We start from the raw sequence: 16,055 nt of genomic DNA, 5'->3' as shown, positions 1-16,055 counted from the left end.
GTGAGGACGGCGCTTGTGCGTTCGCTGAAAGAGATCGGCTTCCTAAGTACGGTGTTCGTGTGGGGCTGGATGTTTGTGGCGACGGGCACACAGGCAAGGGCGCAGGGTGTTGCTCCGGAGCGTCTTCATGCGATGTTGAAGGAGTCGGCGACCGATCCGGTCGCGGTAGGTAAGTATGTCGGTCCGGGATCGTGCTCGGCGAGCGCTTGCCACGGATCGATCGCCCCGAGGAACACGACCAAGGTTTTGCAGAACGAGTACAGCACCTGGGTGACGGAAGACAGCCATGCGCGGGCTTACGCATCGCTGACGGGAAGCCTTGGACGGCAGATGTCCGCGATTTTGAAGATCGGCCCGGCGGAGAAGTCGCAACGGTGCCTGGTGTGTCACGCGATCAGCGAGCCGGCGGCGCACAAGGCGCGAGAGTTCGACATGTCCGAGGGGGTGAGCTGCGAGAGCTGCCATGGGCCGGCGTCGGAGTGGCTGGGGCCGCACATTCAACCGACAGCGAAACACGCCGACATGGTGAGGCTTGGGCTGGTGGACAGCAAAAACCTTACGATTCGCAGCGAGAAGTGTTTGACCTGCCACCTGGGAGCGCCGGGGCTGAAGGTCGATCACGAGTTGATCGCGGCAGGGCATCCGGACCTGCGGTTCGAGCTGGATTCGTTTACGGCGATTGAGCCGCCGCACTGGGTGGAGAAGAACACCGATCCTCTCTTCGGCATGCGGGCGTGGGGAATTGGGCAGGCGGTGCAACTGCGGGAGAGCATGCTGCGGGTCTCGCGCGCGGCCAAGAGCGGACCGTGGCCGGAGTTCAGCGAGATGGATTGCATTACCTGCCACCACTCGCTGACCGGGCCGGAGAGCTGGCGGCAGAAGGAAGGCTACGCCGGACACAGGCCGGGAGATGCTCCCTATAACGTCTCGCGGTACATCGTGTTTAGGAAGTTTGCGGAAGAGATCGATCCTTCGACGAACAGCGAGTTGGCCGATGCAACGGCGAAGGTCGCGATGCTGATCACGACGATGAGTCCTGATCGCGAGGCCGTTCAGACGGCGGCGAATCGAGCGGCGGAGCTTTCGAACAAGCTGCTGGGCGAGGTGCAGTCGGCGCAGTACGATCGAGCGCGAACGCAGCGGCTGATTAAGAGCATTGCCAGCGAAGCAGATGCGATCTCCAAGCAGGGAGAGCGCGCGGCGGAGCAGGCGACTATGACGGTGGACTCGCTGTATATCGCTACGGCGAAGGCCGGGGCGGTGAATGCGGAGACGCGGTCGGCGATCGATGCGCTGTTTGTGCAGGTGAAGAATCCTTCGGCGTTCAATGGGCCGATGTTTGCGGAGTCGATGAAACGGGTGGGGAACTCGGTGCGGTAGCTATTTCTGCGATATTGGTCTTCGGTGGATGAAAGGTTCGAGCGGTTGTGGTGACGTAAGCGGCCTCGGGGTCCTTCGCTTCGCTAAGGATGACGGCAAGAACAGACAACAACAAGGACAAGTGCAACAGCAGATCCTCCGCCTGCGGCGAAGGATGACGAGGGTCGTGTTGGGGATTAGTCGGTGGGGTTGGGCGGAAATTTCTGATAGGTGAGGCGGACGCTGCGGTCGAAGTAGTTGTCGGCGCGGATGGCGGTAGGAGCTGCGAAGCCTATGGCTCCCCCAGCGGCAGCGTAGTCGTCCTGGTCGACGCCGTCACCTGAGACGCCGAGGCCGCCGACGAGTTTTCCATTGATATAAAGCGGAGTGCTGCCAGGGAAGAAGACGATGCCGTTCTGGTTCGGGTTCGTCGGCTGCGATCCGTTGGTGCAGGGATTGTTCACGTCATTTACGAAGAGTGGGTAGAACGGGCCAGGTTGGGTGCCATCGATTCCTTCCGGGTAGAGTGGCTGCGCTGCGAAGTCGAGGGTGCGGTTGGTGATGGCCGTGCCCGCAGGTGGGCCTCCGGGGAGGTCGGCCGGGTTCGGTGTGCCGCTGAAGTAGACGACGTTTCGGGACTTAGCGACGGCGACATCGACGCTGAACATGGTGGCGTCGGGCATGCGGTAGAGCGCCAGGAGCGAGCCGTCGAGATCTGCGACAGCGATGACGAAGCGCGCACGGACGCCGACGGGAAGGCGAATCGCGGCGCGCGTCAGGTTGCCGGTGGCGACGGTGTTGGCGACGATCTGCTCGACCTGCGCCTGGGTTAGACCGCCAAGGGTGCTCCCGCGCTCCGCGATGAGGTCGCCCTCAGGTGCCGCGCCGGAGGCATCGACAGGGCCAATGCTGAAGGTGCCTTGTGAGTTGCCGGGGAAGTATCCGTCGGGCATGGTCGTCTGGTTGACGAACGGAAGCGTGATGCCGCCAAGGACGACCGCGCCGGGATAAGGAACGATCGGCGTGAATCCAATGCCGATCGTGCCGACAACTGCGGCGTATTCGACGACAGCGTTGTAGTTCGCCGTCGGATACGCGGTGACCACACCAATGCCACCGGCGACGCGGTTGTTCTTGAAGATCGGAACTCCGCCGGGGTTTACCGCAGTGGGATCGGAGTCAAGCAGATCAGCCTTGCCGGTAAGGATGCCCAGACCGGGCTGCGTGGGTTGGTTCAGCAGCTTCGGAACAGGCAGGCTCTGGCCGGGGAGATAGGTGGTGTTGAAGCCGCATCCTCGGTTCGTGTTCTCGATACCGTAGAGCGGCGCGGACTCGGTGTTCATGATGCCCGGCGGAAAGTGGATGCCGCTGAGATAACGGACAGTGCGGCTGCCGATGGGGGCCTGATCGTTGGAGAAGAAGGCGGCGGTGCGGGCGAGCGCGGCGGCGACTTCATCGGCGGGGCGGAGGATGCCGAAGTTTCCGGGGACGAGCGCGTGAGGATCAGCGAAGGTGCTGGAGTAAACGGCGATGATCTGGCCCCGGCGGTCGCTGACGGCGATCGTGAGCGGGACGTTGATGGACCCGGCGGCGGCCTGGACGATGTTCTCGACATCGAGCTGGGTGAGGAGGTTCGAGAGCGGCGCGGAGACCGGCGGCGGGACAGCCTTGGAGTTCGTCCCGCTGCCGCAGGAGATGATCGCAAGACTAAGGGCGAGGCATAGAGCGTACGCAGCGCGCGTACCGGTGCGGCGACTGAAAGGCAACGTACGAGCGCGCCATGGAACGGCGCGAGTGAGTGCGTGACGGATAGGCAAAACTTGGCTCCGTTGGGTCGCACACAGCTTAACCGATCCCAGCCGGGTTGCACAGTGTTTTTGCAAGTCTGGGCGGGGCGGGAGCGATTGGCGTTGGCTCATTCGTAACTCGTGCCGAGAATTGCTGCCTAGTATGATGGGCGCAATCGAATGAAGCATGAGATGAGCTGGCGCAGGAAGTATTTCAAGTTTGTATGGCAGTCCGCGGCGATCGCTGTGGTCGCCTGCATAGTCGTGCTCTTTGCGTCCCGCTATACCGCGTTTATGGACTTGGATGCGTGGACGTTTGACTTCACTTCGACTACGGGCGGCGACAACTCGGTGTCGAAGGATATCGTGCTGGTGGACATTGACGAGGAGAGCTTTGCCCGTATCGGGAAGTATCCGATCCCCTGGACGACGGTTGCGGACTTGGTGACGAAGATCGGGGCGCAGCACCCCAAGATCGTCGGGATGGATATGCTTCTTTCTGAGGCGCGGACGCCAGAGGATAATCAGGCGATGCAGGCGGCATTGACCTCTGCGGGGGTGGTGATTGTGGCAAGCCAGACCTCAGAAGGCGGTCTGCCGCCGGAGTTGCCGCTCCTCATGTTTTGTCAGCCGGAGAATGCGAAAGCGGCATCGGGATTCTGCCCGGAGGGTGCACCGGGCGCTGAAGGGTATGCCTTCATCAACCTGCCGTTTGACCAAGACGGCTATATCCGGCAGATGTTCCTTATCTATGGAGGTCCCCCTCCATCTGAATCGTTTCCACTCTTTCTGGCAGAACAGTATTCAGGTTCCTCTTATACCCCGATCGACCGCAACCGCGGCAGCTTCCTGGGTCATACGCTTTACTTTGCCGATTCGGTTACGGGCTCGGTCCTGATCGGGTCGTGGTCGCACCAGCCCGTAACGACGATCCCGGCGTGGAAGCTGTTAGCGGGAGCGGTGCCGCCCGATGCGCTGACGGGCAAGCTGGTCTTGATCGGGCAGACAAACGACGCCGCCCACGATCGACTGCTGACACCGGTATTCCGCCACGCCGAGCCAGACGGGCGACGGTTGCGTCTGGGAGGTACGGAGGTGCTGGCGGCCGCGATCCGGAGCCTGCTCGAAGGTAAGGTAGTCCGGCCAGCGAACCCGCTGGTGAGGTGGACGACGGTGCTGCTCGTATGCTGGCTGTCGGCTTTTCTAATTCTTGCGTTGCGGACATCGGTGGGGGTGGGCTTTGCTTTAGTGCTTGCTGCACTCCCAAGCGTACTGGCGGTGTGGCTCTATGCGAAGTATCGCTACTGGCTGCCCTTCCTTCCCGTGCAGGCGGGCGTAGGGATTGCACTTCCAATGTCCCTGGGGTTGCAGTATGTGCTGGAGCAACTTGTCTCCCACGAGGCGCGCGAGCAGAGGAAGCAGTTGATGAAGCTGTTCTCCAGCTACGTCGATCCCGCGGTGGCGAACACCATCTGGGACCGCCGGTCCGAGGTCTCGCTAAGCGGCGAGGAGCGGATTGCAACGGTCGTGTTCACGGACATCCGTAACTTCACCAAGATGAGCGCGGGACGACCACCGGCCGAAGTCCTGCGTTGGCTCAACCAATACCTGACGGCGATGGACCAGGTGATCCGCAGGTACGATGGCTTCCTGAACAAGTTCATTGGCGACGGTCTGATGATCATCTTCGGTCTGCCGTTGAGCCACGGGCCATCGGAGGACGCGAGGCTCGCCGTAGAGGCGTCGCTGGCCATGCTGGAGGCGGTGACGAAGCTCAACGAGCTGAACGCCGGAAATCCGGAGATACCACAGTTGCGTATAGGAATCGGGATGCATACAGGAAGCCTGATGGCTGGTAGTATCGGTTCGGCCAGCCGCCAGGAGTATTCCGTAATTGGGTCTACCGTTAACCTGGCCTCGCGTCTTGAAAGCTTGAACAAGCCCTTCAAGACGGAGATACTGATGAGCCAGGCGACGCGCGATATGATTGCCCGTGACTTTGTAGGTGTGCGGTCGCTGGGCATGACAAGTGTCGCAGGACTTGAGGAGCAGATCGAGGTGTTCACAGTCGATCCGCAGCCGAAGCCAGAACCGAAGTACCGGGCCCTGATCGACAGGAACGAGAGGGTACATCAATGAACAGGTTTGGGAAGAGATTTGGAAATAGTTCTGGAGAGCTTGCTGCCATGCGTTACCTCATCAAGAGCGGAAGAGTTTCTTTTGTGCGATCGATCACTGCGGCCGCGATGTGCTCCGTTTTGCTGTTCGGAGTTGCGGGCCAATCACAGAGCGCTCCGCCCCCGGCGAAGAGTACGAGAGTGCGCGCCAAGCTGGATGGCTTCGATATCGCGCCCACCTCGGGCAAAGCTCCGAACCAGATTGGTGGAGCGTCTCGCGATCTCGGAGCGCTGACCCTGTATGCGCCGAAGCTGGCGAAGGCCTACACGCTTACCCCCACGTTCTTCTGGAGCGCGGAGGACGACAAGGCGGAGTTCACGTTCAAACTGGCGGCGCTCTCCTCGCAGGAGAGCCCGATCTATGTGAAGAAAGTGACGGGCGGAAAGTTCACCTATCCACCCGATGCTCCCGCATTGAAGCCATCCGAGACGTATATCTGGTCGGTGCAGCCGGAGAATGACCTGATGGGCGGCATGGCGTCGGCGAGCCTGCTGGTGGTAGGTGGCAGCACCCGGAACTCCGTGGCGAGTGCTCTATCCAGCGCCAAGGTGATTTCCGATCAGCCTTCACCTGAAGCGGCAAAGATTTATGTCGATAACCGGCTTTGGTTCGATGCCATCGCCGAGTACACTGCTCTGATCGAGAAGCACCCCGAGATGTCGCAGTATCGAGAGGCCCGTGCCCAGTTGTACGACCAGCTTCCGGAGACGCGCCCGTTAGCGGATGCGGATGCGGCGGCTGCAGCCAAAGGACAGAAGTAGCCAGGAACTCCACGGGAGTTGTGCCCTTTGAGCGAGCCAGTCACGCCTGAGTCGTCGCAGCATTCCGAGTCGATGGAAGACCCCAGGATCGAAGTTCGAGCCTGGGGTGTTCGTGGCTCTCTGCCTACACCGGCCATTGAAGTGTTAGGTTTTGGCGGCAACACTCCATGCGTCGAACTGAAGTTCGGTAATGAGGCTGGATGCCGTCAGCGGCTCATCTTCGACGCCGGTACCGGCATTCGGAACCTTGGCATGCATTTGCTTAAGTCGCAATGCACGGACACCAGCTTCCATGTCTTCCTGACGCACTTCCACTGGGACCATGTGCAGGGTCTACCTTTCTTTCAGGCGCTCTATAGGAAGGAAACGACGATCACTTTCTATTCCAACCGGACGCCCGAGGAACTCAAGGAGATTCTCTGGGGGCAGATGGTAACGCCTTACTTTCCAGTGCGCTTCAGCGACATCGCGGCGACGGTTCACTTCGTTCAGATTCTGGAAGCTCCTCTGGTGCTGGGCGAAGTCAAGGTTAACTCCTTCTGCCTGACCCATCCGCAGGGATCGAGCGGATTCCGCGTTACCTATCGGGGCAAGAAGATCGTGTATGCGACCGACCATGAACACGGCCAGGAAGACGCCGATCTGCGGCTGCTGAATGCGGCGAGAGGAGCGGATCTGCTCTTCTACGACGCGCAGTACACGCCCGAGGAGTATCCAAACCGGATGGGTTGGGGGCACGGGACATGGCTGCAGGCGACGCGGGTGGCGACGGCGGCGGAGGTGAAGCAGCTTGTGCTGTTTCATCATGACCCGAGCCACGACGACGTGAAGATGGAGGCGATCCTCGCCGATGCGCGGTCGAAGTTCGCCTGCACGATCGCTGCGCGCGAGGGTGAGACGCTGATCGTGCGATAGCTGGAACTTTTATCTCTGGGTTGCGTAGAAGAGAACGGCAGGATCGCGGCTGAAGCAACTGGCTGTATGCTGAAGCTGCGAAGGCCGAGGTCTCCGATGCGGGTATCGAAGTTTGTTGTGGTCTGTGCGCTGCTGCTTGCGGTGGGATGCAAGAAGGCAAAGGCTCCGTCGAGTGGGGATGGAGATGCGCTGAAGCCAGCAGGAGCCGATGAGATCCGGCTGATCTTCACCTATGGATCCGAGAAGCAGAAGTGGGTCGAGGACGTCACCGCTGCGTTCAATCAGAGCGGGGTGAAGTCGGCTACCGGCAAACACATTACCGTGCAGGGGATTCCGAAGGGGTCCGGCGAGGTAGTCGAGGACCTGCTCAGCGGGCGCGACCACGCCGATGTGACCAGTCCGGCTTCGGGCGTCTTCGTGAAGCTGGGCAATGCGAAGTCGAAGGCGGCGACGGGGCAGGACCTGATCGGCAGCACGCAAAATCTTCTGCTGTCGCCGGTAGTCATCGCGATGTGGAAGCCAATGGCGGAGGCGATCGGCTGGGGCAAGAAGCCGATTGGCTGGAACGACATCCTGACGCTGGCGCGGGACAAGAAAGGGTGGTCCAGCTACGGCTACCCGCAGTGGGGAGCCTTCAAGTTTGGCCACACGCATCCTGCATACAGTAATAGCGGCATCATCTCGCTGATTGCGGAGAACTACGCGGCAACGGGCAAGGTACATGGTCTGACGCTGGCCGACGTCAACAACCCGAAGACCAAGACGTTTGTGCAGGGGATTGAGAACTCCGTGGTGCACTACGGCAGCTCGACCGGGTTCTTCGGGCGGAAGCTCTTCGACAGCGGGCCGGAGTACCTTTCGGCGGCGGTGCTCTACGAGAGCATGGTCGTCGAGAGCTACAAGCAGCCGAACTCGATGCCGTTCCCAGTGGTGGCGATCTATCCGAAGGAAGGCACGTTCTGGAGCGATCATCCTGTGGGCATCGTGAATCGCGAGTGGGTGACGCCGGAGCGTAAAGCTGCCGCGCAAATCTACATCGACTACCTGCTCGCCAAGCCACAGCAGGAGAAGGCGCTCGAGTACGGCTTCCGCCCTGGATCGACCGATGTCGCCGTCGGCAATCCGATTGATGAGGCGCATGGTGTCGATCCGAAGCAGCCGACGACGACGCTCGAGGTTCCGCCGCCGGATGTGATTGCGGCGATCCAGTCGCAGTGGGATGACAGCGAGAAGAAGCCTGCAGACATAGCGCTGGTAATGGATACCTCGGGCAGCATGCAGGACGATAACAAGCTGACCAACGCGAAGGCGGGAGCGAAGCAGTTGGTCTCGCTGCTGGGTGATAAAGACGAGTTTTCACTGCTTCAGTTCAGCGACACCTCGGGCTGGGCGACGAAGGACCAGTCGCTGGGCGAGTCGCGCAAGGAATCGAACCGCGCGGTGGACTCGCTGTTTCCGGGAGGCCAGACGGCACTCTACGACGCAGTGGATCAGGCCTACACTCACTTGCAGGAACGGCCTGCGGACCACATCCGTGCGCTGATCGTGCTGACCGATGGCGATGACAACACGAGCAAAGAGGCGCTGAGCGATCTGATCAAGAAGATTCACGCAGACGGCGAGACGCATACGATTCGCATATTCACGATTGCTTACGGGAGTGATGCGCAGAAGACGGTGCTAGAGCAGATTGCGACTGCGACGCAGGGCAAAGCGTATGAGGGAACTCCCGGAAATATCGTTGAGGTGTTTCGGGATATTTCGACGTTCTTCTAAGTGTTCTTGAGGGTTTGAGGGAGTTATGGCTGGAAGTTCTGGAACACCTTCATTGACGTGGCTGGGTAAGTTGGTCATTGCGATCTTCGTGGTGGGCTGTGTCGCGGGCGCATATCTGCTAGCGAACAAGCGGCATGTGCTGCCGGATGCGGTATCGAGCAGCGGCCTAGCCTCGGTTGGTGGCGGCAAGGCAGTCGAGTTCGGCATCGCCTATGGCACGGAGAAGCAACGCTGGCTGGAGTGGGCGGTCGAGCAGTACAAGGCGACCCCGGAGGGCAAGAACGTCACGATCCATCTGATTCCCATGGGATCGATGGAAGGCGCTCACGCGGCGGTCGCGGGCGACAAACGCATCCAGGTCTGGTCGCCCGCCAGTTCCGTCTACAAGGACACCTTCGTTGAAGACTGGCAGGCGAAGTACGGCAGCAACCCCATCGTTCGCGAGGAGCCGCTCGCGCTGACGCCGATGGTCTTTGTGATGTGGGAAGAGCGTTACCAGGCCTTTCAGAAGCACTATGGAAGCGTCGACTTCGACACCGTGAACAAGGCTCTTCACGAGACGGGCGGATGGCAGACGATTGGCAGTCATGCAGACTGGGGGCTGTTCAAGTTCGGGCACACGAATCCGGGGGAGTCGAACTCCGGCATACAGACTCTGGTGCTGGCCGGCAATAGCTACTTCAAGAAGTCGACCGAATTGACGGTGAGCGATGTAACGGACGCTGGCTTCCAGACGTGGCTGGGAAGGCTCGAGGCGGCGACGAACAGCGACTCGAACAGCACCGGCAACCTGATGAAGGAGATGGTGCTGAAGGGGCCGTCCTCCTACGACGCGCTGCTGGTGTATGAGAGCGTGGCCATCGATTACCTGAAGAATGCGGAGGGGCGATGGGGAGCGATCCACGTGATCTATCCCGAGTACAACACCTGGAACGATAGCCCGTACTATGTGCTGAACGCGTCGTGGAGCAGCGAAGACCAGCAGCGTGCTGCCGGTAAATTTCTCGATTTTCTGTTGAGTGAGCCGGTGCAGAAGGAGTCGATCGTGCATGGTTTCCGCCCGGTAAATACCAATGTTCCGACGCGGACGCCGGATAGTCCGTGGACTCGATTTGCGGACAATGGGGTTAAGATCGATTTGGGAAAGATATGCCCGCCTCCGAAGGCCGAAGTGGTGACCAATCTGCTGGCTAGCTGGCAGAGGAGAGATCAGCGGTAGGTAGATCTGTGTCAGTCCCACTCATCGCGATAAGGCTGCGATGAATGGGGCACAAAGTTTGTAGCCGTGAGAGTTACATAAGGAGTTTTATGTTCAGTCGGATTGGCAATCTGTTCAAGGGGTTTCTGGGGCTGTTCGTGTCGGGGCTGGAGCGGCGCAACCCCGAGGCCCTGCTCGAAGTAGAGCAGGAGAACCTTCGCAAGCAGGTAGGTAAGTTCAACAGTGGCCTGGCGGCGCACGCAGCGTTAGTCGAGCGCCTGATTGGGCAGGTGCGGAAGCTGGAGTCCGACCAAGCCGATCTTCGCGCGAAGACCTCGGCGAACCTGAAGCTGGGCAATCGCGACGCGGCGGGGCAGTACGCTCTACGTCTGCAGACGATCGACCGCGAGCTCGAAGAGAACCGCAAGCAGATGGAGCAGGCGGAGACCACTTATAAAGAGCTGGTGCGCGCGCGGGACGTGGCCTTCTCCATTGCGCGGCAGAAGATCGAATCGCTCAAGGCGGGCATCAGCGACCTGAAGATGAAGCGCGCGATGGCCGAGATCACCGAGATGGCGTCGGGCATGGTGACGGAGCTTGGCGGGTCGGGCGACACCCTGAATCGCCTCGAAGCGATGGTGCAGGAGGAGCGCTATAAAGCTTCCGGTCGGGTGCGCGTTGCGGTCGACAGCCTCGATCTGCATGACGTCCACATCAAGGAAGCCGAACAGAGCGCGCTGGCCGAGCAGGCCTTGGCAGCGTTCGAAGCGCAACAGGCTCCGAAGCAGGTTGGCGGCGGCGTAGAGACCGTGCCTTCCACGATGCCGACGACGCTTGCGACCGATGACGTGAGGAAGCGGTAGGCCGGCTCGTCCGGGCCCGCAATTATGTGGCGCTACTTCAAAGCTGCGTTTCTGGTGGGAGTCGATGTTCCAGGCATCGGACGTCTTCCGGTCAACGCGATGGCGGCGTTCGCGGTCGCCGCGCTGGGTTTTGTCGAGCCGAGCGTTTGGCTGGCCGGGTTAGGCATCGAGGCCGCCGTCGTCTCGTCGCTAGCGTTCAACTCGCGGTTCCAGAATGTGGTTGATGCTCTGGCTCTGCCTGCATCTGTGAAGGCGGAGGCGGACAAGCGTTCGGCGCTGATCGCTGCGCTGCCTACCAACCTGAATGCGAGGTTGGTGGCTCTGCATAAAACAGCCACGCGAGTGATCGCGATCTGCCAGAAGCTCGGGTCTGAGCCGGAGACGATCGCCGGTACGCAAGCAAGTCTCGACAAGCTGGAGTGGATCTATCTGAAGCTGCTGATTGCGCGGGATCATCTGGTGAACGACCTCGGCTCGGAATCGGCGGAGAGTCTTGATGGACGCATCGCGGCTCTGCGTAAGCAGTTGCCGGATGGCTCCGGCGTATCGACCGCCTTGCAAAGGTCGCAGATGGCTACGCTGGATCTGCTGGAGCGGCGGATGGCGAATCTGCGAAACCGGGAGACCTTGCTCGCGGAGAACGAGAGCGATCTTTGCCGAATCGAAGCACAGGTGGAGTTGATGCGGGAGAATGCCGCGATTGAAGGCAAGCCCGCGGCGGTCGACACCGAGATTGAGTTCGCCAGCGACCTGCGGTCTCCAGAACTGTATGGCACGCATAGCGCTCTGGTGCGGGACCTGGACGCGGCGCGGTCAGGCTCCTAGATGTATGTCAGCCACTATTCGGGTTCGCGCGGCGGTTCCAGAGGATTCAATGGCCATTGCGGCGATCTACGCGCCGCACGTGTTGAACGGCGTGACTTCCTTCGAGGTTGAAGTCCCGGATTCTGCTGAGATTTCGCGGCGTAGGGCAGGCATTCTGGAGCTTGGACTCCCGTATCTGGTAGCGGAGATCGACGGAGAATTCGCCGGCTATGCCTATGCTGGTCAGTTCCGGCCCCGCGCGGCTTATCGTTTCACCGTAGAGAATTCGGTCTACGTTGCAGAACGTTTTCAACGGCGCGGCGTTGCGCGACTCCTGATGCAAGAGCTGATCGCTCAGTCTGCGAGTGCGGGCATACGCCAGATGATCGCGGTGATTGCTGAGCCTTCGAGCAGCACCGCTTCCGTTATGCTGCATCGCTCGCTCGGATTTGAGGAGGTAGGAGTGCTGCGCGGTGTAGGTGAGAAGTTTGGCAGAGCCTTGGATGTGCTGCTCATGCAGCGATCTTTGAGCTAAACGAAATCAAAACTGCCCGGCACAGCCTACGGCGCTACTTCGCACGGCTATGGAACTGGCGCGGCGTGGCAGCAACAGGCACTTTCGCGGAGCGAGCAGCCAGCCCGAGCTCCAGTAATCGTTCCGTCACGCGATCGTGATCGTGGCGAAGCACGTTGCCTTCGTGAACAAAATTTCCGGTGATTGGTTCGACGCCGAGAGCGCGGACGCGATCAAGGTCGGCCTCGATCGGCTGCTGGCCTTCGCGGGCGTATCGTGCGAGCAGCGCGGGCGAGATCGGCGCAGTGTTGATTAGCGCGTAGTCGAAGATGGGCAACCGCTCCTTGCCGGTGTGGGCGAGGATCTTTTCGATATGTTGCGATGCGGTGAGGCCAAGCGACTCGTTGGCCTGGGTCATCAGGTTGCAGACGTAGACGCGGGTGGCTTTTGACGCCGCAATGGCCTCCGGGATGCCGCGTACCAGCAGGTTGGTGATGAGCGAGGTGTAGAGCGAACCGGGACCGAGGGTGATGAGGTCGGCCTGGGCGATGGCATCCAGGGTCTCCGGGAGCGGCTCGGCGGTCGGCGGCTCGAGCATCAACTCGACGATGCTGCGGCGGCTGGCGGTGATGTTGGTCTCGCCCTGGACGAGAGTACCGTCGTCCATCTGTGCGGCAAGGGTAACGTTCGTGTTGGTGGCGGGATAGATGCGGCCGCGCGTGGCGAGAATCTGCGAGGACATCTGCACAGCCTGGGCAAAGTCCCCGGTGATCTCGGTGAGCGCGGCGACAAAGAGGTTGCCAAAGCTGTGGCCCTGGAGGTCGCCAGTCTCGAACCGGTGGCGGAAGAGCTTCGAGAGCAGAAGCTCGTCTTCCGATAGCGCGACCATGCAGTTGCGGACGTCGCCCGGGGGAAGGATCTTCAAATCCTCTCGCAGCCGGCCGGAGGAGCCGCCGTCATCGGTCACCGTCACGATTGCGGTGAGGTCGCGGATCATGCATAGGTGGTCGGCGCAGTCGGAGACAGCCGAAGAACCGGAGGGTGCAGCGACGTATCGCTTCAGTCCGCGCAACAGGGTTGATAGCCCCGTGCCTCCGCCGATGGCGACGACACGAAGCGGAGCGCGCGTAGTAGTGGAGACGGGGAGCGTGGGCAAGAGGGGTCTATCGCAGTTCGCTGGAGGCCGGAGGCTAAGTGTTCGACGCGCGGATGCTCTGGTGGCGCGCCGGACCTCATCCAGTTTAGGCGAATCGAGGGGATTGCGCCGGAGTGTGGTGCAAGGGGATTAGACCTCGGGGTAGAGGAGGTCGGTGAAGCGGGGATCGTCGGCCATGTCCTGGAAGTCGGAGTCCGAGCGCGCCTGTATGCGGTTGCGGCTGTTGAGACGGATGGCTTCGGTGAGGTGTTCGAGGCAGGTGTGCGAGTCGCCGGTCATGCTGGCGAGCACGGCGAGGCCGTAGAAGGCGTAGTCGGCGTTCTGCTTCTCGGCCAGGATGGCCTTGAACTCTTCGCGTGCGTCTTCGTAGTGGCCGTTGTTCAGCAGGGAGATGGCGTAGTCGTAGCGCTCTTCGTGGCTGGCGAACTCCGTCTTGCCCTTGCTCACCTGCAGCAGGCAGGCGCTAATGTACATGCGGATGCGATCGCCAAGTTCTGGTGGCCCTTCGGCGAGGAGCTTGTCGAAGGCTTCGTGCGCAGCCTCGTACTTGCCGGTCTGCATCAAGCGCAGGGCGGACTCATAGTGCGCGAGCGAGCGATTGCGCGAGTCGTCCTGCGCCGCTGGCAAGGTTCCAGCAAGCGTTCTCGGAGCACGCTTGGCATTAAGGGTGTTTGCCGACTTCCCTTGGGTCATGCTCTTCCTATTCTTCCTTCTTGTACTTCCACAGCCAGCATGATGACTGAATCCGTTTGTTTGTTCAACCCGTCGCGGGAAAGCTCCCGGCAGCTGGTTGTATAACGTGCGCGAGCCCGTTCCGGTTTTATACGCAGAAGAGGGTGCGCGGTCAACAACCCTTATACACTCCCGGTCCGCCGTAGAGGACAGGATTGAGCTGTGGGTCGTTGTACATCTTCATCTGCCGGTAAAGCTTAAAACGACGTTCGCCCGCAAGAACCTGTTTCCATAGGGTGTCGAGACAACAGGCAAGGTCCGAGCGCTGCTCTTCCAGGATGTTGAGGCGGGCAAGATTGCGGAATCGGTGCGCGTCGGTGGCGGTCTCGCGCTGGGCCTCCTCGCGGGTGTGATAGATCTTCAGCGAAAGAATGCTAAGGCGGTCGATGATCAGGCCGGGCGGCTCGGAGTTCAGCGGCGCGTCCTTGTGCTCCTGAGGCACCGCGCAGAGCAACGTCTGGTCGATCGTCTCGACCAGGTCGTTCCGGTTCTGGTTGAGCAGGTCGATGGCGTGCTTGACCGTGGCGATGTTCTCGGCCGTTGCGCTGGCGTCGCGGGCCAGATCTTCCTGGTGCCAGAGGTCGAAGTTCGCGCGGTGCTGGGCGACGATCGATGCCATGATGCCGTCAGGGGGGATGGTTGTTCCAGCTTCTTCGTCCGGCAACGAAAGATGATAGTCGCCGACTTCGAAGTGGGACGCATGATCATGCCAGAGGAGCGTAGCGCGATCCTGGGTCCGGGTTATCTCAGTTGCATCGATCATATTTTTTAGTCTTGAACCGCTATTTAGGAACCGATCGGAGTTGAATTGCGGGCTTTGGCCAATATGTCCGCAACAAAACTGTATCAGGATTGGGCGAGCGAGCGTGATGGGCGCGAGTTGCCGCGAAGCGCCGCAATCAAGCAAACTGAATAACTTGAGTACATTGGCGAACGAATCGAAGAAGCGCGTGTTGATCTACAGGCTGGGCAGTCTTGGCGATACGGTCGTGGCGTTGCCCGCGCTTCATCTGGTGGAGCGGGCGTATCCGAACGCCGAGCGGCGGATGCTGACGAACATCCCGGTGAACTCGAAGGCACCTGCGGCGGAGGCGATTCTTCGTGGGACCGGGCTGGTACACGGCTACCTAAGCTACAAGGTGGGAACGAGGAGCCTGCGCGAGCTGGCTTCGTTATGGTGGCAGCTGGCGCGCTGGCGGCCACAGGTGGTCGTCTACCTGGCAGCGTTTCGAAGCGAAGCAGCGGTGGTGCGGGACAGCCGTTTTTTCTCGCTATGCGGAATTCGGTCGCAGGTTGGAGTTCCGCTGACGAGGCCGATGCAGGAGAACCTTCCGGGAGAGGGTGGACTCGAACCCGAGGCGAGCCGACTGGCGCGGAATCTCAGCGAGTTAGGCGATGGTCTGGTCGATGACCCGGAGAGCTGGGACCTGCGGTTGACGGAGGTCGAGCGTGCGCGTGCGCGAGAGGCGTTAGCAGCGGCCGGGGAGATGCCGGTGATCGCTGTCAGCGTGGGGACTAAGGTGCAGTCGAAGGACTGGGGCGCGGAGAACTGGCGCAATCTCCTGCGCGAGTTGGCGGTAGCGGCGAAGGGTCATGCGTTGGTGCTGTGCGGCGCTGCGGAGGAGTTTGCCGCGAGCGAGGCCGCTGCAGCGGGATGGCTTGAGGCTGGCGGAACGTTGACGATCAATCTGTGCGGAAAACTGACACCTCGCGAGAGTGCGGCGGTCTTTGAGCGGGCAAGGATGTTCCTTGGTCACGACAGCGGGCCGATGCACCTTGCCGCAGCAGTCCAGACGCCCTGCGTGGCGATCTTCGCGGCTCGGAACAGACCCCGGGTGTGGTTCCCGTATGGCCGCCAACACAAGGTGATCTATCACCAGGTGGATTGCTGGGGATGTGGCCTCGAGACGTGCGTCGTCGAGCGCAAAAAGTGCATCACGTCGATCACGGTGGCCGAGGTGATGGCTGCGGTGAGAGACGTTCTGGGAAAAAGCTGAGCAGGCTGGAGTGGT

General features: G+C 60.9%; 14 protein-coding genes. 10 read left to right on the top strand and 4 right to left on the bottom strand.

Going from position 1 to position 16,055, the window contains the following annotated elements:
* Window positions 1–15 precede the first annotated feature (15 nt).
* Entirely contained in the window at window positions 16–1,380 is a 1,365-nt protein-coding gene (locus tag OHL18_RS15820; RefSeq protein WP_263375848.1) for a cytochrome c family protein, read from the top strand.
* Window positions 1,381–1,556: 176 nt separating this feature from the next.
* Here the strand turns inward: OHL18_RS15820 and OHL18_RS15815 are convergent, their stop codons facing one another.
* On the bottom strand, window positions 1,557–3,125 hold the full coding sequence (locus OHL18_RS15815) for a GlcG/HbpS family heme-binding protein (RefSeq protein WP_263375847.1): 1,569 nt from the start codon (window positions 3,123–3,125) through the stop codon (window positions 1,557–1,559).
* A gap of 213 nt (window positions 3,126–3,338) precedes the next feature.
* On the opposite strand from OHL18_RS15815, the gene OHL18_RS15810 reads away from it, so the two are divergent.
* From OHL18_RS15810 to OHL18_RS15775, 8 genes are all read left to right on the top strand, one after another.
* Window positions 3,339–5,285, top strand: coding sequence for a CHASE2 domain-containing protein (locus OHL18_RS15810; RefSeq protein WP_263375846.1), 1,947 nt, complete (start codon window positions 3,339–3,341; stop codon window positions 5,283–5,285).
* A gap of 47 nt (window positions 5,286–5,332) precedes the next feature.
* Entirely contained in the window at window positions 5,333–6,085 is a 753-nt protein-coding gene (locus tag OHL18_RS15805; protein WP_263375845.1) for a DUF928 domain-containing protein, read from the top strand.
* 27 nt (window positions 6,086–6,112) lie between these two features.
* Window positions 6,113–7,000: an MBL fold metallo-hydrolase gene (locus OHL18_RS15800; protein ID WP_263375844.1), complete on the top strand. Its 888-nt coding sequence runs from the start codon at window positions 6,113–6,115 to the stop codon at window positions 6,998–7,000.
* A gap of 96 nt (window positions 7,001–7,096) precedes the next feature.
* Window positions 7,097–8,776 carry a vWA domain-containing protein gene (locus OHL18_RS15795; RefSeq protein ID WP_263375843.1) on the top strand — a complete coding sequence of 560 codons (1,680 nt, stop codon included), beginning with the start codon at window positions 7,097–7,099 and terminating at the stop codon, window positions 8,774–8,776.
* A 25-nt stretch (window positions 8,777–8,801) separates the two neighbouring features.
* Window positions 8,802–9,995 carry a substrate-binding domain-containing protein gene (locus tag OHL18_RS15790; RefSeq protein ID WP_263375842.1) on the top strand — a complete coding sequence of 398 codons (1,194 nt, stop codon included), beginning with the start codon at window positions 8,802–8,804 and terminating at the stop codon, window positions 9,993–9,995.
* An 89-nt stretch (window positions 9,996–10,084) separates the two neighbouring features.
* Complete coding sequence (locus tag OHL18_RS15785) at window positions 10,085–10,837, top strand: PspA/IM30 family protein (RefSeq protein WP_263375841.1); 753 nt, start codon at window positions 10,085–10,087, stop codon at window positions 10,835–10,837.
* 24 nt (window positions 10,838–10,861) lie between these two features.
* Window positions 10,862–11,662: a hypothetical protein gene (locus OHL18_RS15780; RefSeq protein WP_263375840.1), complete on the top strand. Its 801-nt coding sequence runs from the start codon at window positions 10,862–10,864 to the stop codon at window positions 11,660–11,662.
* Window positions 11,663–11,666: 4 nt separating this feature from the next.
* Window positions 11,667–12,176, top strand: coding sequence for a GNAT family N-acetyltransferase (locus OHL18_RS15775; RefSeq protein WP_263375839.1), 510 nt, complete (start codon window positions 11,667–11,669; stop codon window positions 12,174–12,176).
* Window positions 12,177–12,210: 34 nt separating this feature from the next.
* Here the strand turns inward: OHL18_RS15775 and OHL18_RS15770 are convergent, their stop codons facing one another.
* The 3 genes from OHL18_RS15770 to OHL18_RS15760 all read right to left on the bottom strand — a co-directional run bounded on the left by OHL18_RS15770 (window position 12,211) and on the right by OHL18_RS15760 (window position 14,806).
* Window positions 12,211–13,311: a gluconeogenesis factor YvcK family protein gene (locus OHL18_RS15770; RefSeq protein WP_263375838.1), complete on the bottom strand. Its 1,101-nt coding sequence runs from the start codon at window positions 13,309–13,311 to the stop codon at window positions 12,211–12,213.
* A 129-nt stretch (window positions 13,312–13,440) separates the two neighbouring features.
* Window positions 13,441–14,004 carry a TPR end-of-group domain-containing protein gene (locus tag OHL18_RS15765; RefSeq protein ID WP_263375837.1) on the bottom strand — a complete coding sequence of 188 codons (564 nt, stop codon included), beginning with the start codon at window positions 14,002–14,004 and terminating at the stop codon, window positions 13,441–13,443.
* 151 nt (window positions 14,005–14,155) lie between these two features.
* The gene (locus tag OHL18_RS15760) at window positions 14,156–14,806 is read right to left on the bottom strand and encodes a DUF4254 domain-containing protein (RefSeq protein WP_263375836.1); all 651 of its coding nucleotides are present in this window, start codon (window positions 14,804–14,806) and stop codon (window positions 14,156–14,158) included.
* Window positions 14,807–14,969: 163 nt separating this feature from the next.
* Between OHL18_RS15760 and OHL18_RS15755 the strand changes: the two genes are divergently transcribed.
* A complete protein-coding gene (locus OHL18_RS15755; protein WP_263375835.1) occupies window positions 14,970–16,040 on the top strand; it encodes a glycosyltransferase family 9 protein in 1,071 nt (356 codons plus the stop codon).
* The last annotated feature ends 15 nt before the right edge of the window (window positions 16,041–16,055 follow it).

Source organism: Granulicella aggregans (assembly GCF_025685565.1).
In the GTDB taxonomy this organism is placed as follows: domain Bacteria; phylum Acidobacteriota; class Terriglobia; order Terriglobales; family Acidobacteriaceae; genus Edaphobacter; species Edaphobacter aggregans_B.
This window is presented reverse-complemented; position numbering and strand designations above follow the sequence as displayed.